The organism is Cohnella terricola, assembly GCF_007786475.1.
Taxonomy (GTDB): domain Bacteria; phylum Bacillota; class Bacilli; order Paenibacillales; family Paenibacillaceae; genus Cohnella; species Cohnella terricola.
Window position 1 is genome coordinate 42,902 of sequence record NZ_VNJJ01000015.1, and the last position, 18,391, is coordinate 61,292.

General features: G+C 45.6%; 18 protein-coding genes. 12 read left to right on the forward strand and 6 right to left on the reverse strand.

Annotated elements, in window-relative coordinates; translation table 11 throughout:
• Positions 1-16: 16 nt before the first annotated feature.
• From FPZ45_RS20420 to FPZ45_RS20440, 4 genes are all read left to right on the forward strand, one after another.
• A complete protein-coding gene (locus tag FPZ45_RS20420; RefSeq protein ID WP_144705961.1) occupies positions 17-688 on the forward strand; it encodes a Crp/Fnr family transcriptional regulator in 672 nt (223 codons plus the stop codon).
• 75 nt (positions 689-763) lie between these two features.
• Complete coding sequence (locus FPZ45_RS20425) at positions 764-1,318, forward strand: peroxiredoxin family protein (RefSeq protein ID WP_222430793.1); 555 nt, start codon at positions 764-766, stop codon at positions 1,316-1,318.
• 235 nt (positions 1,319-1,553) lie between these two features.
• Complete coding sequence (locus FPZ45_RS20430; protein WP_246120528.1) at positions 1,554-2,936, forward strand: hypothetical protein; 1,383 nt, start codon at positions 1,554-1,556, stop codon at positions 2,934-2,936.
• 400 nt (positions 2,937-3,336) lie between these two features.
• Entirely contained in the window at positions 3,337-3,777 is a 441-nt protein-coding gene (locus FPZ45_RS20440) for a hypothetical protein (protein ID WP_144705965.1), read from the forward strand.
• A gap of 115 nt (positions 3,778-3,892) precedes the next feature.
• On the opposite strand, the gene FPZ45_RS20445 is transcribed toward FPZ45_RS20440, so the two are convergent.
• Entirely contained in the window at positions 3,893-4,612 is a 720-nt protein-coding gene (locus FPZ45_RS20445) for a TetR/AcrR family transcriptional regulator (protein ID WP_144705967.1), read from the reverse strand.
• A gap of 100 nt (positions 4,613-4,712) precedes the next feature.
• Between FPZ45_RS20445 and FPZ45_RS20450 the strand changes: the two genes are divergently transcribed.
• Positions 4,713-5,081, forward strand: coding sequence for a VOC family protein (locus tag FPZ45_RS20450; RefSeq protein ID WP_144705969.1), 369 nt, complete (start codon positions 4,713-4,715; stop codon positions 5,079-5,081).
• Between the two features lie 65 nt (positions 5,082-5,146).
• Here FPZ45_RS20450 and FPZ45_RS20455 read toward each other — a convergent pair whose 3' ends face one another.
• The gene (locus tag FPZ45_RS20455) at positions 5,147-5,842 is read right to left on the reverse strand and encodes an SDR family oxidoreductase (protein WP_144705971.1); all 696 of its coding nucleotides are present in this window, start codon (positions 5,840-5,842) and stop codon (positions 5,147-5,149) included.
• Positions 5,839-6,264: a GNAT family N-acetyltransferase gene (locus tag FPZ45_RS20460; protein WP_186438487.1), complete on the reverse strand. Its 426-nt coding sequence runs from the start codon at positions 6,262-6,264 to the stop codon at positions 5,839-5,841. The genes FPZ45_RS20455 and FPZ45_RS20460 overlap by 4 nt, the downstream gene beginning before the upstream one ends.
• Before the next feature lie 200 nt (positions 6,265-6,464).
• Here FPZ45_RS20460 and FPZ45_RS20465 point away from each other — a divergent pair, with 200 nt between their 5' ends.
• The gene (locus FPZ45_RS20465; RefSeq protein WP_144705973.1) at positions 6,465-7,232 is read left to right on the forward strand and encodes a VOC family protein; all 768 of its coding nucleotides are present in this window, start codon (positions 6,465-6,467) and stop codon (positions 7,230-7,232) included.
• 426 nt (positions 7,233-7,658) lie between these two features.
• Here FPZ45_RS20465 and FPZ45_RS20470 read toward each other — a convergent pair whose 3' ends face one another.
• The gene (locus tag FPZ45_RS20470) at positions 7,659-8,051 is read right to left on the reverse strand and encodes an SRPBCC domain-containing protein (RefSeq protein ID WP_222430794.1); all 393 of its coding nucleotides are present in this window, start codon (positions 8,049-8,051) and stop codon (positions 7,659-7,661) included.
• Between the two features lie 29 nt (positions 8,052-8,080).
• Positions 8,081-8,413, reverse strand: coding sequence for an ArsR/SmtB family transcription factor (locus tag FPZ45_RS20475; RefSeq protein ID WP_144705974.1), 333 nt, complete (start codon positions 8,411-8,413; stop codon positions 8,081-8,083).
• Positions 8,414-8,686: 273 nt separating this feature from the next.
• Here FPZ45_RS20475 and FPZ45_RS20480 point away from each other — a divergent pair, with 273 nt between their 5' ends.
• Genes FPZ45_RS20480 through FPZ45_RS20490 form a run of 3 tightly spaced genes read left to right on the forward strand, consistent with a single transcriptional unit; the run spans position 8,687 to position 11,301 of the window.
• Positions 8,687-9,409, forward strand: a complete 723-nt coding sequence (locus FPZ45_RS20480) for an SDR family NAD(P)-dependent oxidoreductase (RefSeq protein ID WP_144705980.1) — start codon at positions 8,687-8,689, stop codon at positions 9,407-9,409.
• Positions 9,410-9,442: 33 nt separating this feature from the next.
• Positions 9,443-10,072 (forward strand): ThuA domain-containing protein, encoded by a 630-nt coding sequence (locus tag FPZ45_RS20485; RefSeq protein ID WP_144705981.1) that lies wholly within the window; start codon positions 9,443-9,445, stop codon positions 10,070-10,072.
• A gap of 8 nt (positions 10,073-10,080) precedes the next feature.
• On the forward strand, positions 10,081-11,301 hold the full coding sequence (locus FPZ45_RS20490) for an MFS transporter (RefSeq protein WP_144705982.1): 1,221 nt from the start codon (positions 10,081-10,083) through the stop codon (positions 11,299-11,301).
• A 53-nt stretch (positions 11,302-11,354) separates the two neighbouring features.
• Here the strand turns inward: FPZ45_RS20490 and FPZ45_RS20495 are convergent, their stop codons facing one another.
• A complete protein-coding gene (locus tag FPZ45_RS20495; protein ID WP_144705983.1) occupies positions 11,355-12,719 on the reverse strand; it encodes a DJ-1/PfpI family protein in 1,365 nt (454 codons plus the stop codon).
• 1,471 nt (positions 12,720-14,190) lie between these two features.
• On the opposite strand from FPZ45_RS20495, the gene FPZ45_RS20500 reads away from it, so the two are divergent.
• From FPZ45_RS20500 to FPZ45_RS20510, 3 genes are all read left to right on the forward strand, one after another.
• Positions 14,191-16,821, forward strand: a complete 2,631-nt coding sequence (locus FPZ45_RS20500) for a tetratricopeptide repeat protein (protein WP_144705984.1) — start codon at positions 14,191-14,193, stop codon at positions 16,819-16,821.
• Positions 16,822-16,984: 163 nt separating this feature from the next.
• Positions 16,985-17,491: a YiaA/YiaB family inner membrane protein gene (locus FPZ45_RS20505; RefSeq protein WP_144705986.1), complete on the forward strand. Its 507-nt coding sequence runs from the start codon at positions 16,985-16,987 to the stop codon at positions 17,489-17,491.
• A gap of 11 nt (positions 17,492-17,502) precedes the next feature.
• A complete protein-coding gene (locus tag FPZ45_RS20510) occupies positions 17,503-18,339 on the forward strand; it encodes an aminoglycoside adenylyltransferase domain-containing protein (protein WP_246120527.1) in 837 nt (278 codons plus the stop codon).
• Positions 18,340-18,391 lie beyond the last annotated feature (52 nt).

Below are 18,391 nucleotides of genomic sequence, written 5' to 3' on the forward strand. Positions count from 1 at the left end.
GAAGTGAACAGAGCAGATGACTTCTATCGTCACGAATAAGCTAGTGCTGGAAGTTCTACCGTATTTGCGCGATATTTGCCCGGAAGATTGGGCGAATGCTCAGCCTGAAGTTCGGATATTCCCAGCCAAGTCGCGTCTCTTTCAGAGGGAGGAGGCTGCGTCATACGGCATCTTTTTGCTAAGGGGAAGCGCCCGCATCAGCCAAATCGGGGAGGATGGGGGTGAGAGGGGCGTCAATAAACTTAATCCTGGCGAGAGTTGCGCTCTCCTTGTGCTAAGTGGACTGAGCGGGCGGGACTACCCCGCCGCCATTGAAGCCGAGACGGAGGTCGAGGCGCTCTTTGTGTCCAAACTAAGCTTTCTCCGCTGGGTGCAGGAATACGAGCCTATTCGTAAAACCGTGTTTGGCAGCCTTCTCGATGGCATTATACGTTTGGGCGAACAACTCCAATCAAGACAGACAAAACCGCTGGACATACGGTTGGCTGAAGCACTGCTGAGATCCACTTCGGAGCGGCAGCCATTGCGACGAATGACGCATAATGAGCTTGCTTCCGAGATCGGTACCGCCCGCGAAGTTGTCAGCCGAACGCTCCAGCGTTATCAGCGGAATGGATGGGTAGAGACGGGGAGAGGTTGGATAAAAATCATTCGCCGCGATGAATTGGAAGCGCTAGTTGGTGACTAGGTCACAGAAGCGGTTCCACCCTTCCTGCTATAGTGGGGAAGTAAGCCATTTCCCTTATAAAGGAGGAATCTGCAGATGATTCGCCAACTTCAGCAGGGCATGATTGCCCCGGCATTTCGTACCGTCGATCTTTATGGCAATCCCATATCGCTTGAAAGTTATCGCGGCCGCAAAGTTCTGCTAGCCTTTTTACGTTTCTCTGCCTGTGCGGTTTGTAATTTACGCGTGCATCATTTTATCGGTAGATATTCGGAATGGCAGCGCCAAGGCATGGACGTCATCGCCATATTCGAATCCCCAGAGGAGAATATGCGGAGATATGTGGGTGCTCAAAATGCTCCGTTCCCACTCGTCGCCGACCCGCAAGCTCACTTATACGATTTGTACGGTGTCGAGACATCCGAAGAGAAATTACAAGCAACAATGGCCGATGCGAACACGAAGTCATTCGTCGCCGAGGCTGCTGCTGCTGGCTATGCGCTTACTCCCGAAGAGGGTTCGAACTTCAACAGGATTCCCGCGGATTTTTTGATAAATGAGCGAGGTATCGTACGGCTAGCGCATTACAGCAGCATTGTTACCGACCATCTCTCGTTTACAGTGATCGACAGCTTCGCTGCTGGCGAGTAACAAGTACCGCTAATTAGTATCTTATTGTTGAACCAGAGCCCTCTATGGTACAATATCGTAGAAAAACCGAGCGTGCGAACATTCGGCTTATACAATTAGGTTGGAGGGGATATCCCTTCAAGCTCATGAATGAAACAAAAGCCCACCTTCAGCTTCTACCTGCAAGGTGGTTTTTTACTTTCTCTTGCAGAAGAGGATCATGATCAGCTAAAGGAGAACGATCGGATTGCTTATTGTGCAGCTTAGTTATTTCGGACTCGTATTTTGGTTTGGTTTATATATGATTAATCGGGATGTAAGAAACGTTCGGTTATGGCTAGCCGGTCTCGGCCTCATCGTTTGCTCCATCGGTATCGGAGCGGTCATATTGTTACCCCACAGCCAAGAGCACCAGACTATGGCGATGCCAATCAGCAAGGTGCGTGATATCTGCTCTTATCTGCCTTTGGTTTTGTGGCAGGGTGCCATTCTATCGGCTGCCGCAGGAAAAGAGAACAAACGGAGCGCATTATGGCTGCTATGGAAACACGGGCTAACGGGGTTGACGCTGTGTAGCATGATTTGGCTCGCCTTCGTTGAGAGTCCTATTGTATACGGCGTTTCCTACAAAGTCGCGGTATGCATGTTTTTTATCCTGTCGGCGGTATTTTCCATAGGGGGAGCGGTATCTAATGAGATAAAACGGCCGCTTCCTTTCTATGTTTTCATTTATTCGCCGCTACTTGTATTTTCCTGCATGATGGCTTTGAATCTCTTATTCCCGGGTGACGCATGGAACAAAGGGACGCTTATGGCAAACGGTGCCGGAATGCTACTGTTTGGCGCATATACGATGATCAAAGAAATCAGGGATCAAGGGGAATCCTGGCTTCCCGATTTGTTTCGGTCGCTTGATTATTCCGTCTTTTTTACGCTCATTTTTTCCGGTCAGGTCGCGCTTGTTATTTTGCTTGGAACGGGGACGGGCTTCGATTTTACGACGCTGTCGACATTGATGGTCAGCATAATGGTTTCCATTGCATTTCAGGTGTTTGTGTATCCGATTCGGGCTTTGCTCGATAATATTGCTTTAATGATGTTCCCGAAGCTGCGCACGGAACGCTCCAAACTGCGTTTGGTCGAAAGCGTTCAGGTTCGTATTGATGAATATGCGAATCCGGAGGAGATGGACGACGAGGAGCTCTACCGTCATATCCGGCGCGCGACTAGCAACTTGGGTAACCTGGAGCGATTGGCGTCGAGCCCGCTCGCGCAATTGAAGCTGATTGACGAGAGGATTCGGAAGCGCGGGGCGGCGGATGGTGTAGTGGAACGGGCTAACGAGCTTAAGTCTTTGCTTATCGAAAGTATTTTGCAATTGAAGCCGCGCCGGGATGAACAGTTCGGCACGACGGACGAATGGAAATTTTACAATGCTTTGTATTTCCCTTACGTCGTGGGCATCAAACCGTATAGCGTTCGTTATTCGGACAATCAACTGGATGTTTCCTCCATAGAGGCCTTGAAGTGGTTCCGTACTTGTGTGCCAGAGCGCACCTGCTATAATTGGCAGAACGCCGGCGCACGTCTTATAGCGACAAGTCTGAGGGAGAAAAATGCCCTTATCAAGGCGCAGTAACGATGACATGGATGGCGGTTGTCTCCTTGGGAAAGCCCAGGGAAGCGGCCGCCTTTTTTTTAACGATCAGAAGAATAAATTTCTATGACTCCATACTCATCTGATCGCTCGATACAAACGTATACTGCCGCCCCGAGGACGGCGGAGCCGTTTTGCTTGCTGACCGAAGAAATACGCAATATTGGCACCAAACGGCAGTGAAAAGCATGGTTTTGGCAGTCATTTGTGGGCTACTCTCGGTGTTGCAAGGCGTAATCAAACCATTAGGAGGAATGTACAATGTCTCAAGCAAGCATCCAAACCGCAAAAACGGCACATCAATGGGTGATCGGATCCATTCAAGCGGACCGACACGCCTCCGTCGATAATTAATCGTCCCCAAAAGAAAGAGGTGTTAAATATGAAAACAAATGGAGCAATAACGCCGGCAGGAGAAAATCTCATTCGCAAAGTACTACTGACGAATGTCGTTTCGTCCGGGGCATGCGGGCTACTGCTGCTGTTCTTTTCTGGGTATGTCGCAGATTGGACGGGACTGGGCAACAGATTAGCTTTGGTCGAAACCGGGGTTTTCCTGCTCGTATTCGTCGCATTTCTTGTTTGGACCACGTCCAGAAGCACTGTTTCTCCAGTGGCCGTGCTTATCATTGCTATGCTTGACTTCATTTGGGTCGTCGGCAGTGTGTTTCTGCTGAAGGATAAAGGAACTACGTTGGCGATGACCGTTTTTGGCGAGTGGGCGGTAATTCTGGTCACTGCGGTCGTCGGCGTATTCGCGATTTTCGAGGCGTTTTATTGTTGGCGTAACCGTTCTTTCGGAAGAGATCAAACGATCCAGTAACTGGCGAAGCGCAACGTCGGACGCGGGTCTGGGGGCTGTGTCAGGTGGTGAGCAAGTGATCTGGCGCAGCCCTTTATCGATACAGGAGGTATTATGGATACAGAATCAGAAGCGGTTATGAAGGATTCGACGATATTTTTCCTGATAGCCCGTCCAGCAGTACGTTCAGACCGAAATCGAATTCTTGCTGCCAATCTGTGTTCACCGTGTAAGGAGCCAACCGAATGAAAGTGGGGAACTGTTCCTTGGAAAGACTGTTGTAGAACTGACCATATTGCTCGCTGATTTGTTCGGCGGTGGCACCGCTATTATCCGCCAATGATGCAAACCGCATTTCCTCAGCCACAAGTCCCAGCACATAGTTTTTCAGCATGGAGGCGATCCACGGAATCTGCCTGTCTTCGAACCCGGCAGAAGCCAGTATTTGATATAACTTTTCGATCTGCACAAGACGATTGTATCCCAATGCGATAGTGGCATTAAATAAATCCACGGTGTCACGGTACCGGCTCAGTATTTTTCTAAATTGCGCTCCCCAATACAGAAGCTGTTCCCTCCAAGGCAAGGAGGGATCGGGCCATTCCATTTCGGAGCTTATTTTATCGGAAATCAGCTGCAGTAGTTGCTCTTTCCCTTTTACATGGTAATACAGGGAAGCGGTCTGTACCGACAAATCATCGGCTACTTTACGCATGCTCAATTCTTTCAAGCCTGATTCGTTTAATAAACGAATAGCTGATTGCACGATCCGCACCCGGCTTAATGGCGTATGCAAGCTTTCGTTTTCTTCAGGACCGATGAGTTCCAACGATTGCCGAACCCGTTTTCTCGCCATTTGAACACTCTCCTTATTGACATTATAACATGTTTAGAATAATCTAATACCATTAGATTAATTAAGGGCATTTATATGTCCCGGAATAAAAGGAGACATTATGAGACTAAACCATTTGAATCTTTGCGTGGAAAATTTGGATGAAGCACGTGAGTTTTTTCGTGAGTTTTTCGATTTTAACCTGGTCGACCAGAAGGGGAACGCAATTGCGGTGATGAATGACGGGCACGGTTTTACGCTTGTATTGAGCAATCCCGTGTCTTTTGGGGGAACTGTCCCCGAGTACCCTAAAGACTTTCATGTCGGTTTTTATGTCGATTCAACCGATGAAGTCGATCGGCTTTGCGACCGTCTCGCGGCAGCAAATCTGCTATCCGATCAAAAACCTAAAAACATGAGGGGTGGATATACGCTGTACTTCAATGCACTGGGTGGCATCCTGTTTGAAGTGACTTGCTTCGTTGATTGAACGCCTTTGCTTCCAGATAAACATCTGGAAGCAAAAGCAATCGAAGCCAATTGTCCTCGTTAGCGTTATTGCAATACATACCCGCCATCCGTAAATAAAGTCGTGCCGGTTGTATAACTATTCGTCATTAAATAAATCACCGAATGAGCGATCTCATCCACATGTCCTACACGCTGTAACAGCGTCATGCCTTCATACGCCTCGTAAGCTTCTTTACGATCCTTCTCCGTTCTTATCGTACCAGGAGACACCACATTAACTCGAATCGGCGCTAACTCGATTGCAAGCGCCTTACCTAAACTTTCAATGGCTCCATTACATGCAGCATAAGAGGCCGCTCCGGGTATAGGTCTTTGACTCGCTGCCCCAGACATAAGAACGATTGATCCGCCTTTGGAAATATAAGGGGCAGCGTATTTTGCGGCATAGTACTGCGGCCAGAATTTATTTCGAAAACAACTCTCCGCGACCTCTTTCTCCGAAGTAATTGGGCCAAGCACATAAGTTGCTCCCGGAGTAAACAAATGATCAAACTGGCCGACTTCACGAAAAAAAGATTGAAGTGCGTCTTCATCTTTATTGTCCACCTGCAATATTTGCAACAAATCGCTATTGATGTCGGATTGCGCTTGCTTTAGCTTTTCAAATGATCGCCCAGCAATTACGACATGCGCACCTTGCCTAACAGCTTCCTTAGCTGTACCCAGGCCAATTCCAGTACTGCCACCTATAATCACAACGCGTTGATCGGTTAAGTTCATGCTGTATACTCCATCAAGTAATACGGCCCGTCTTCGGACGTTCCTTGTTCCAGGATGGTCCAGCCTCGGGATTGGTAGAAGTTCAGGGCGGACGTATTCGCCGCCACGCACTTCAAGGTCGGCCGCGGCGAAACAAACCGTTCGCAGCAGGCTTCAAGGAGCGCCGTACCCACACCTTGTCCCGCGAAATCGGGATGTACGAATAAATGGTGAATAAAATGAGTGGGAACCCATACGGACGAGAAACCCAGCACGCGCTCGCCGTCCGCGGCGATCAGAATAAACTCGTCTTCCGTATCCTTGTCGAAGTCCTCGGGAGCTATCGAAGAAGGGGCCAGCCACTTGAAATGCCGGTTTCGGGATTGGAAATAGATTTCTCTCAGCGCATCGTAATCCGCTTTTTCTGCCTGCCTAATCTGCACCTTCAAACACCTCTGCCTTTATTTCATGGAAATCCGTGAATCAAATATCCTTCTCCAAAATTAAAGCACAGAGCTGCTCTAGCTTCAAGCTGGATGGGCACCGAGCCTTCGCCTGTACTTAACAGGCGTCAGTTTTTTCTATTTACTGGCAGGATAGCAGGAAGAAATCGCGAATCTTGTCAGGGATAAAGCCTTTTGCTTTGAAACACCCTATCAAGCCCATCATTCACACCGTATTTCTACCCGTACCTGATTTGAAGGTGGCTATCGAATGGTATGCGGACTTGTTCGAACAGCCCATTCGGCCAGACAAAACGGGAGGCGGAATCTACTGGGGCGTATCCTTCGAAGGTACCGGAATTATTCTCGACAGCCAAATGTGGGGATTCCCGCCGATGATCATGTTCGAGTCGATTCGAGATATCGATGCGTCGTATGACTTCTGCACCAGTATGGGCTATTCGCATGTTGGAGAGCTGTACCGTTATGACGAGGCTAAGCATTTCGCGGTGGGCGGGAACATGGTCTGCTGGGCAATCTCGCATGAGCAGCCGGAGGAACCAGTGGGCGATACACACCCGCTGCTCACGAGGATCAGCCGAGTGATTGCGCATGGAGATCACGCGGCCGAGACGGAGAGCTGGTACGCCGGATTTTTGCAAAAGGACGTTCGGCCGGATCCGCTGGTACAAGGGTTGAACGGCATTGCGATGGACAGGGGGGCGGATCTGCTAGTCGACGACAACCGGCTGTCGCAGACTGGAAAAGCGCATTACGACAAGCTGCAGCTCGATCTGCGCGTCGCCCCGGCCCTGGTGATCGATTCCCCGGATTTAGAAGCAGCAAGAGATCACGTGATCGCGAAAGGCGCATCCGATGTGACGGTTATCGAGGAACGGATGGGCGCGGCATGTTTCACATTCTATGACCCGTACGGCAACGGGATCATGATGCGGCAAACGCGTTAATCGCATCCGATGTGACGCGGGTTCGGGGGCTGTGGCAGGCTGCTGGATGGTGATCTGTTGCAGCCCTCTCTGGGCTTCTCGAGTACAAAAAGCCGCCAAAATGCGGCGGCCTAAGGAGATGCGCGCGAGCCTTAGCTAACGATAGCCCGCGATCAAACCGATGGCGACGAGTGATTCCACTACCCAGACGATGCGCATAAACCCGACGCTATACCGAGTGTCTCGGTATAAAGGATCCGGACCTCCTCGCTGTTCAAGAACACTTTCATTAATCCGGAACTTAGAAAAATGGCGGCTAAAAGTCCCTGTGCAATGCGAACGAACCATTTCATGGTTGGTCCCTACGAGGAATGCCTGGCCAGCAGGGCGGCGAACTGATCCAAGAGCTCGATCACCCCCTCGGTCATGCCCGACTTAAGTACTCCGTCACGAATTTCTACCGATGGGGTACAAGGAAGTTTCCGTAAATTTTGTTCTTCCTTCCGCCAGTTCTTCGAACGTCACCGTGACTAGGCCAACGGCTGGAACGCCTTCAAATTCATACGTGTGGATAAGTCTATCCGGCGATGAAACTTCATGGAAAACCCCGTTATGTGCGTACTCTTTTCCGGCGGGATCCCGCAGAACGTATCTCCAAATGCCGCCTTTCTTCACGTCCAAGCTGTCCACGATCGTCGTCATGAAGCTCTTCCCCCAAAATTCGGGGATATAAGCGGCGTCCGTCCACATTCGGAAAACCAGCTCTCGGCGAGCTTCGAATGTCCGACTGATGATTATTTCCTGTTTGTTCGGTTCCGCAATTATTGATGTTTTGAGCATGTTCAATTCTCCTCTTCAAATTGAAATGGTCACATAGGTTCGTTCCCCTGTTCCTGCACTTTGCAGAGAAGAGCGTCCAACCGGTCGAACTGCTCCTCCTTAGCGTTCAGGAACGATTGCACCCATCTGTCCAACTCAGCGAACTGCTCCTTCTGGACGCTAAATATTCGCCGGTTCGCAACTGCATCCACGACAACGAGTCCCGCATCGCTTAGCACCCGGAGATGCTTTGATGACTGGGGTAACCGGAGTGAGAGTCGTTCTGCAATTTCCCCGAGCGTGAGGGCCCCCACGTCCCGCAATAGCTCTACGATATTCATCCGGTTAGGTTCTGCAAGCGCGCTCAACGTTGCCGCATTCATGGACCTACCTCCTTTCCAAAGCGGATCGTGATCTACTTGATGAAGACAATATACCACGATTGGAATTTTCCTGTAAAGGAAATTTCTATACAGGGAAATTTCATATCGAGAAAAATATAACAAGTCGCGTAAATCGGGTAACGATAAACTAATTGCAATTTGCAGTGCGCATTTTATACTCAAGAAGTAAGTTTTTACAGAAATATTTTGTATCGGGGATTACGCTAGGATCAGTGAAAGAATAAATCAAAGTTAAGAAAGCAGGGGAGCGACATGACAAAAAAAGTGCTTGTCACCGGTGCGGACAGAGGGCTGGGCTTTTCATTTACGAAGCAACTGCTGGAGAAGGGCCACACTGTATTTGCGGGACAATTTATTGAGGATTGGCATTTTCTGAGCGAGCTTCAGGAGAAGTATCCAGAGACATTGCATATTGTGCCACTCGATATCGGAGACGATGAAAGCGTCAAACGCGCAGCACGCCGGGTGGCCTCCAAGACGCAGAGTCTAGACATCATTATTAACAATGCAGGTATTGGTACACAGGGCGATAACTCGACAATTTTGGTCGAACAGGATTTTAATCTGATGCAATCCATCTATAACATCAATACGCTCGGTTCGCTGCGAGTGACGAACAGTTTGATCGGATTGCTGCTGCAGAGCGAGGATAAGCTGGTCGTGAACATTTCATCGGAAGCGGGCAGCGTAGCGCGCAACCACCGTATTTCCGGTTATGGCTACTGCATGTCCAAATCGGCGCTGAATATGCAGTCGGCTATTGTCCATGAGCATCTGCGGAAGCTGGGCGGTCAGGTGATGGTGTTCTATCCGGGGTGGCTGCAATCGTATATGAGCGGCGAATTGAATGAGAATGCGCCTACGCATCCAGATGAATCGGCTGCCAAGATCATTGGCCTGATCGAACAGCGAGAGCAGTATGCAGGAGAGCACCCCATCTTCTTGGATATGGACGGCAATGAGTGGCCTTGGTAGACTAAGGATAATTATGGAGGGGGAGGAAAGAACATGTTTAAAGCGTTGGCGCTGGGAAATTACACGGATGTGAAATATCATCCATTTGAAAAAGTGGACCGCGAAATTGAAGCTTGCTTTGACGGGGTTGCGGAGGTTACCAGTACAGGCGATTACAGCGTGCTGAACCAAAAGACGCTTGGCAGCTACGAGCTTTTTATCTCGTATACGGAATTTGCGGATGAGCCACTATCGCAGGAGCGTACTGCAGCCCTGTTGCAATATGTGGCAGGCGGAGGCGGGTTGCTAGTCATTCATAATGGTATTTCGCTGCAAAAAAATAAAGAGCTTATGGCAATGATCGGCGCCAAGTTTACCGGACATCCTGAGTTTACGACACTCCCCGTAAGAAGCGTGCAGCCGGATCATCCGATTATGAAGGGAATCGCCCCTTACGATATCGATGACGAGCCGTACAGATTTGATATGATGCCGCACTATGAAACTACAATTCTGGCCGAATACGAGCACGATGGGCAGCTATGGCCGGCTGCATGGGCGCATGAATTCGGTCTGGGCAGAGTGGTCTACCTCATGAACGGACATCAATTATCCTGTTTCTCGGTGCCGGCATTTCGCCAACTGATCAAGCAAGCCGGTCTCTGGGCAGCTAAATTCTGGTAGGTAGAGCCTTGGCAACCCTGGAAGCTGCGAAACAACAGGCGAAGACCATCTACCCCATTTTGGGACTTGTAAGCGCAGCCCATCTGCTGAATGATTCCTTACAGGCCGTCATAACCGCCTCGTATCCTGTGCTACAGGAGGCGCTGTCCTTAACGTTTACCCAGTTGGGATTCATTACATTCGCGCTGTATTTCACGTCGTCTGTCATCCAGCCCTTCGTTGGCGCGATTGCCGATTCGCGTCCGTCACCCTTTATTTTGCCGATCGGCATGTTCATGGCTATGCTCGGCATGTTCGGCCTCGGCTTAGCCCCGGCATATTGGGCGATACTCGCAGCGGTGCTGTTCGTCGGAGTCGCGTCGGCGATGTTTCATCCTGAAGGAGCCAGAATTGCGTACATGGCAGCGGGGCCCCGAAGAGGACTTGCCCAGTCCATCTTTCAGGTGGGAGGTAATATAGGCAGTGCGCTTGCGCCGCTTATGACCGCCTACATTTTCTTTCCGTTCGGACAAAAAGGAGCTTACTGGTTTATTCTGTTAGCCGCTGTGGGACTTATCATTCAGATCTTTGTGGCCCGTTGGTACGGTCAGCAACTGCAGTTGATGCCGACCATCGTTCGTAGGAAAGAACAGAAGAAAGTGACCTCAGATGAACGGAGCGGCGTTAAAAAGTCGATCTTCTATGTAATCGTACTCGTTTTTGCCCGTTCCTGGTTCAGCGCCAGCATCGGCACCTATTTCGTCTTTTTCCTGATGGAGAAGTTCGATCTATCGATTCCAAATGCGCAAATCTATATCTTCACATACATGGGCGCAGGCATTATTGGCACTTTACTTGGTGGTCCCTTGTCCGACAAGTACGGCAGAAGAAATGTGATCCTGCTATCTCTGTTGGGGACTCTCCCATTTGCACTTATTCTGCCTTTCTCGGGATTGATCGCTGCTTATCCTCTACTTTTCCTGCTTGGTCTGATTAACCACAGCAGCTTTTCAGTCACGGTAGTCTATGTACAGGAAATGATGCCTGGCAAAGTTGGAATGGTATCGGGCTTGATTACGGGTCTGGCCTTCGGCATGGGGGCGCTGGGCTCTATGGTGCTCGGCATTCTGATCGACTTAACGAGCATATCGACTGTTATTGTTGCTTGCTCTTTTATGCCGCTCCTTGGTTTTATCGGGTTTATGCTTCCGCCGGACAAGCGTCAAAAGAGCGGTGCGGCCCACGTCTAAACATTTGTCGAACACCCGCCTCCCGATAATGCAAAAGGAGGCGGGTGTTCGCGTTAAACGGTAGACGCTCTCTTTTTTCTACGGATGAAGCGCCGATCGATGAAAAAAGCGACGAGCAGAGAAAGGACGCCGAGCAAAATCGGTATGCCGAACGCTTCTAAAGAGAAGGATCTGCCTTCCAACTTCAGGTGGTCGGTGGCACGATATTCGAGCCGCTTGGCGGCAAATTTCGCCGTCTGGATATCTTCTTGACGGGCCAAATCCTCGAATGCGGGATCCATTGCAAACCGGTCCGCCGCGTCACGGTGCAGGAATAGCAGTTTCGCGTTATTGCCGCTGTTCTTCCATTGGTTGATGTCTTCGGCGGCTGCAGCATCGGCATCGGCACCAACGACAATCATTTTCGCCAGCTTAGGCACGTTGTTGATCTGATATCGCGCGACTAGGTTCAGGCCGTGCTTCGTTACAATCGGTTCGTTTGTACTGGAAACGGTTAACGTTATCGTCGTGCCGGAAGCGGCGTACGTATCGAATGCGGCGGACAAGTCCAGCTCATCGGCGCCGTTGTATAATAGCACGCCCGCTTTTACTTTGTTCCACTGAAAAGCGTTGTTTAGTACGTACGTGATATCGCTCAGCCCGGCAACGAACGGTTTCATTTGCGGGTTTGTCACGTAGTCGTAAGAGGGATAGTTCATCTCTTTCGCCACTTTCTTCGCCGCCGCCTCACCCAACTGTTGGGAGATGACGTATAACGTAGCGTCGATCCCCGATGTCAGACCGGCGGAAGATACAATATGGCCTTGAGGGACGTAGCGCTGATCTTTCACCCACTGGGTGTCCGGATATTTTTTAATGAGCCGGTTGATGTCTCCCCAGTGCGTCGCTGCCGTTTTACCGTTCAGCAAGCCGGTATCCGCCAGGTTTTCGGCTCCGTTGCAAATAGAGATTAACGTCGTCTTGGCGCCAGAGTGCTTCCGTATCCATTCACGGACTGGCGCGTATTTTTTCTCGTCTAAAATCGGCATAAACGGAATGACAATAATGTCTGGGTTTCTGCCGAGCATCGCATCCATTTCTTCAAACGAATAATGCGGGACGACATCGAGTCCGCCGGTTAGCGATTTAATTCCGCGATCGGGGGCCACGCCGTATACATTGTAAGCTTCCGTCATCGCAAACATCTCGTACGGAACCAGAAAATCGAACACCTCCGTCACTTCATTCGCCAGCAGCACGGCCACTGTCGGTTTGTTCGCTTCATATTTCGGTACCTGCACATCCGCCAATTTAGGCGAGGTTTTATCGTAAACCGACATTCCGGCATTCATCGTATGGATGAACCCGATCGCGCCTGTCCCCCCTAAGACGACAACAAAAACGATGAGATAGATCATGATACGTAATACAGCTTTCACATGCTTCGCTCCTTCGGCCTAATCTGCTTCCCCATTAAATTTATCAGAATATGATAAACATATCGTCTGACTGTGGTTTGGTAGAAGGCTCGCCTAACGTTGGAGCGGCCGCTGGACTCTGGTCTGTATTAGAAAGGAAGTGTCGGACTTATATTGCGGAACCGGATGGAAACCGGTTTATGGTAAACGGAATAATTATTCTTGGGGCCTCATTCGTGTGATACAAGTATTGCTCACTTTCCGGAGCGATTTGCGTGGCAGTGTCATGAGTAGAGGGTTTAAAAAGAGTATAATAATATGTTTTCAGTGTTACTAGTTTCAATATCGATTTCCCCTATGCTGCCGGACCGCTCAAAAGCCATATGTACTTGCGTTAGCGGTTATACCAAAAAGAAAGTGACTAGGGTTAGTGGATATTACAGGGGTTATGGATCAACCAGCGATTCCTCCAACATTGATTCTTATACAAATTTCTATTCGGACAGCTACAATTACTATGGATCGTCAAAAATCACCAATTTATACAAAGGAAATTATTTCGTAGGAACTACTGATAGCGAGTTTGTTGATAGCAGTGATCAAAATGCTGCTATAAAAGAAAAGTATTTACTTTATAATTTTTTGGATTACAATTTGAATGGCTTTGGCATTAAATACTTATTGTGGCTCTAAATGAGGTAGAGTCGGATAAGTCAAAGAGCAGTCTGCATTAAATATAGTAACTCAATTTAATGAAGATTTGGGATATGATGAAGCCTCGGCCGTAAGCAGCAGTAGGTTCGATTTAACCAGCGAAATTACTTTGAAGATTACCTTTGTAATGTTGCGGGAAGTATAAACCTAACCGTCTTTCTCGAGATATTCAGGCGCTCGGCGATAGCCACCGGCCCCAGCCCTTTCGCCTGTAGAGCTTTTATCGTCACGACTTGAATTATCCATAATCTTCCATACTCACCCTTCGCGTTATCACTATGAAGGGTATCGGAATCTTTCAAATTGCACGTTCTACCCTGCGATTATAATGGGTAATTATGCACGGTTTTTTTGGTAATGCACATTTGGGGTAATTTCATATTTTCTTAGACAATTAAAGTACAGAGCATCTGAGGCGTGACCTCCGGTGCTCTGTTTTTATGGCTGTAGTCAATATTAAGTCAACAATGGCTTTCATTGGCACTTTCAGCGCGGAACTGAGTGAATACCCGAAAAACAATACAATTGGAAGCCCGAATTCCTTTGGCTAAGCACTTTAGCATCATATTTGAAGTTAGCAATCAAAGAGTGTGCTAATCAACTCATGATTCAACTAGACTTGTAGTAGCGTAATCTTGAACAAACTAACCGGCGACAGCGTATACTAACTTTAGTGTGGATTTTACTATATAGGACAATTTAATTGGGATTGTATGTCTCTAGACTTACTTGTGGTAAAATATTACCATAATATTAGGTTAAAGGGAGTTTTCATTCAATGATAAACATTAATCTGGGAACAAGAATCATTATGTTTTCGATCTGTACTTCAATTGAATTTGATTTAAAGAATTATTTATTATCCTGCGGATCGAATATTAAGTATTCCCCAGAAATGATTAGTAAAGCTAAGTTTAGAAACGCAAAAATTGATATCGAAAATGATGCTGATATGCTAAATCAACTGGATTTGGGAGATTATGTAACGATTATTTCTGGCAATCCTTTTGACTTTAAGACAAATAATGAAAAATCGCAGTTAATGGTTGAATACTTCGAAAAAGTAATCCCTGTGAGAAATAGAGTTATGCATACAAAACCGTTAGAACTAGGTGATAGGGCAATTCTTTCAGAGGTAATTGAACAAATTGATGAAACAATTCATTGGATTGAGTGGGTACAAACATTAGAAACAAGAAAAATAATAAATACAGATCCAAGTAGATTAGTTGTTCAGAGTTATCCCAAGGTTATCGAATTTAGCCCTCAGATTTATCATAATATTCCTGAGCCTGAATTTGATGATACAGGTTACATTGGAAGGAAAAAAGAAGTTACCGAAATCAAGGAATTGCTTCTAAACAATAAAAACCAAATTATTACCATTATAGGTAATGGAGGAATTGGGAAAACGGCGATAACAGTAAAAACTTTATATGATTTAATTGAAGATCCACGATGCAAGTTTGATGCAATTATATGGATATCTTTAAAAACAAGAACTCTATCAAAGGGTGAATTTGTTATTTTAAATAATTCAATTAAAGATATCCCTAATTTATATTTGGCTGGTGAATTAAGTGCTGTCAAAGAAGAGGGCCAAACTCCAAAAGAAAACCTATTAAAATTTATGAAAGAATTTAATGTTTTGTTAGTATTGGACAATCTAGAGACGATAAATAATGAGGATATTAATCAGTTTATTAAAGATATACCTGAAAATTCTAAGGTATTAATTACATCTCGTCACGGTATTGGAGAGCTTGAATACCGATATGTCCTTCAAGGAATGAGTAGTAAAGATTCAACTACATACTTCAGAGAACTTTCTAAATATTACGGCTTAGAGTTATATAAACGAACAGATGATCAAATTAAAGAAGTTGTTAACAATCATTTGTATTCTAACCCTCTTTCAATTAAATGGTTTATTTCCGGTGTATTTAATGGATTAAGTGAAAATGTATTAATTTCGAAAAAATCAGAACTTGTTGAGTTCTGTATGTCTAACGTGTATAACAAGTTAAGTCCAAATTCAAAAGCAATCCTGCAACTATTTTTAATTGAGAAGAAAGAGTTAAGTTTAGGCGAAATTGATTATTTTAGTGATATTTCAGACGTTGAGTTAAGAGTAGCTATTAATGAATTACTTTATACGAATATGATAATGTTAAGAGCGGGAATATATACTGTGAATGACATGTCAAGGGATTACTTAACTATTTATCAAGCACCTGACAACAAATTGGTTACAAGTACTTTCAGTAAAAGGAAAAAATTAAATGACATATTACAATCCATTAGAGTAGAAAATGAGAATGATCCCTTTAACCCAAAATCAATGTTCGCAAATCTACAAAATGATAATAGAAAACTTGCATCTTATTATCTTACAAATGCACTGGAAAGAAGTTCGAAAAATGATTGGGAAATTGCTTTTCACTTTGTAGAAAAAGCTGCAAATATCTCGCCTGACTATTTTGAAGTATATAAAATAAAGGCTTTTATTATGGCAGAAAAGACAGAACTATTCGGGGCATTAAATAACTACCAAATAGCGTTAGATAAATGTGATACCGAATTTGAAAGAGCTTCCGTGTTGTATTTATTTGCTGTCTTTTATGTTATAAAGCTGACGGAACATACTAAGGCGCTAGAACTTATACTTGAAGCAGAAAAGATCTGTCCAGATGAAATAATGATACTTTTAGAAAAAGCACGTATTTTAATGTATCTAGGAAAATATAATGAAGCAGAAGAAATACTTGCATATTATAGTTTACATAGGGAAAAGTATAATCTAAAAACACAGAACATTCTTGCTTCAAGATTTGCAGAGTTATTTAGAAGAAAGTCAGAGAAATTTGAAAATAGAGATATTGATAAAAAAAGAGAACTATTATTCCGTGGTGTGGAAGAGATAGAAAAATTACCACAGATTGATAGGAGATCCTACCTGACACTAATTTCTATATTGAAAGAAATATCCTATTTATATTTTGATCAAACGAGTATGGAATTTTTAGTTGAAGTTCTCAAGCGGCATTTTAGTAATATTAAATCTATAAACCATTTAAATATTAAGAGAATACAGGAAGTGTTATTGGCACATAAGGCTCAAATTCCACAAGAGTTATTTAATTCGCTAGTTCCATTCATTACGGATTATAAAGCTGAAGCAAGAAAAATTCTAGAAAAGAACAAAGGAATAATTGTGTTTACCAAAGATCATTTTGGTTTTATAGAAAACGCACATTATAAGAGTCTATACTTTAATAAAAAAATTCTTCCAGAAGGAGTAGAAGTTGGTGATTTGGTTGAGTTTGAAATTAAAGAATATCCGGGAGGACGAACGTATTGTAACAGTATTATTAAGGTCGAGATAGAGGAAGAAGTATACGAATCGTAATGCTAAGTTCCTAATTATTCAACGAAACATTATGTAGAATCACACCATGCACTATAATATTCTGCTAAAGAATTCAATAACAGGGTGGAAATCTATAGATATTTCGCTGTATATTGGAGAGAGATTTAGCTGCTCCATTCTAAATTGCGAGAGGAAGAGTCGGATGAATCAAAGATATCGTAGACGGAATACGGCTGCTTTTACGGCTGCGTCTTATTTTGCGCTGGGTGTGGGCCTCTTGCTCTTCTGCTTGGGCGTGTACAACGCCGATTGGGAACTGAATGTGAAAGGGTATTACCTGCTGTGCATGGTACTGATCACAATTACCTGTATTGTTGTGCAGAAGGTCGTTAGAGATAATTCAGAAGATAAAGAATTTCGTTTGGATAACCCGAGGCACCGTATGAGGAATACATCGGCTTTCACAGGCATGGCTTATGCGGGTTTGGTAATCGGGTATGCGATGTTCTTTATTGGGATTTACAATGCTCCGTTTGAATTAAATGTAAAGGGATACTACATAGCTGTTATTTTTTTGATATCTTATAGTGCCATTGGCGTCCAAAAAGTAACGCGGGATAACGCAGAAGACAACGAAATCCTTGCCGAGCAAGAAGCCAAGCGGAATACTTCGGGATACGCAAATCAAGCAGTGGGTGAAGATTCCTAAATAACGAGGACATGAATACAGAGCACGGTGTGATGAACACCGTTGCTCTGTATTTTTGTAAAGATAAAATGAAGGGCGGGGGCTGCTTGAACACTCAGTTGTACTTGGATAATATCGTCTCCATGTTTAAGGAAGAACTCAGGGACAATTTGTCGGGTATTTACTTACACGGTTCATTGGCTATGGGGTGTTTTAATCCCCACAGAAGTGATATTGACTTCATCGTTGTGGTAAAAGAAAGCTTGACCTCGGAAAATAAAAAAAGAATTGCGAAGATGACCTTAATGATGAACGATAAAATGCCCAACGAAAAAGGGTTGGAGTTCAGCGTAATCTTGGAAATGTACCTGATGCCTTTCGTTTATCCCACTCCATGCGAGTTTCATTATTCCGATTTCCATAAGGAAAGGTATCGATCGGATGAAAACTACCTTTGGGGAGGATACGAGGATAGCGACCTGGCGTCACAACTGGTTGTTGCTTACCATAGAGGAATTCCCTTATATGGCAGACCGCTTAATGAGCTATATCAACCTATTGAAAGACAATATTTTCTGGCGTCTATTCTTCATGATATAGAAGGTGCTTCTCAAGACATTTTCAAACATACCATGTATCTGACCTTAAACTTGTGTAGAGTTCTGTTCTTCTTGAAAGAGGGGGATATCTCGTCCAAAAAAGAAGGGGGAGAATGGGGAGCCCATTCACTTCCCAATCCATATCGAGACTTGGTCATGCAATGCTTAGAAGAGTATACAGGGAATGCAGGTAAAAGCGAGTTCGACAATCAAATCCTATCGAGTTTTGCTGAATATATGTTACATGAAATAAACCGGTTGAGGCTGTAACAGGACGTCGGTTGCTCCTGTTGCAGCCCACTTCGAGTTTTCTATTCAACAG

Bases quoted from the DNA above. Each gene is read 5' to 3' on its own strand.
- FPZ45_RS20420 (WP_144705961.1), top strand. From the start codon at position 17: ATGACTTCTATCGTCACGAATAAGCTAGTGCTGGAAGTTCTACCGTAT.
- FPZ45_RS20425 (WP_222430793.1), top strand. From the start codon at position 764: ATGATTCGCCAACTTCAGCAGGGCATGATTGCCCCGGCATTTCGTACC.
- FPZ45_RS20440 (WP_144705965.1), top strand. From the start codon at position 3,337: ATGAAAACAAATGGAGCAATAACGCCGGCAGGAGAAAATCTCATTCGC.
- FPZ45_RS20445 (WP_144705967.1), bottom strand. From the start codon at position 4,612: ATGGCGAGAAAACGGGTTCGGCAATCGTTGGAACTCATCGGTCCTGAA.
- FPZ45_RS20450 (WP_144705969.1), top strand. From the start codon at position 4,713: ATGAGACTAAACCATTTGAATCTTTGCGTGGAAAATTTGGATGAAGCA.
- FPZ45_RS20455 (WP_144705971.1), bottom strand. From the start codon at position 5,842: ATGAACTTAACCGATCAACGCGTTGTGATTATAGGTGGCAGTACTGGA.
- FPZ45_RS20470 (WP_222430794.1), bottom strand. From the start codon at position 8,051: ATGCTCAAAACATCAATAATTGCGGAACCGAACAAACAGGAAATAATC.
- FPZ45_RS20475 (WP_144705974.1), bottom strand. From the start codon at position 8,413: ATGAATGCGGCAACGTTGAGCGCGCTTGCAGAACCTAACCGGATGAAT.
- FPZ45_RS20480 (WP_144705980.1), top strand. From the start codon at position 8,687: ATGACAAAAAAAGTGCTTGTCACCGGTGCGGACAGAGGGCTGGGCTTT.
- FPZ45_RS20485 (WP_144705981.1), top strand. From the start codon at position 9,443: ATGTTTAAAGCGTTGGCGCTGGGAAATTACACGGATGTGAAATATCAT.
- FPZ45_RS20500 (WP_144705984.1), top strand. From the start codon at position 14,191: ATGATAAACATTAATCTGGGAACAAGAATCATTATGTTTTCGATCTGT.
- FPZ45_RS20505 (WP_144705986.1), top strand. From the start codon at position 16,985: ATGAATCAAAGATATCGTAGACGGAATACGGCTGCTTTTACGGCTGCG.
- FPZ45_RS20510 (WP_246120527.1), top strand. From the start codon at position 17,503: ATGAATACAGAGCACGGTGTGATGAACACCGTTGCTCTGTATTTTTGT.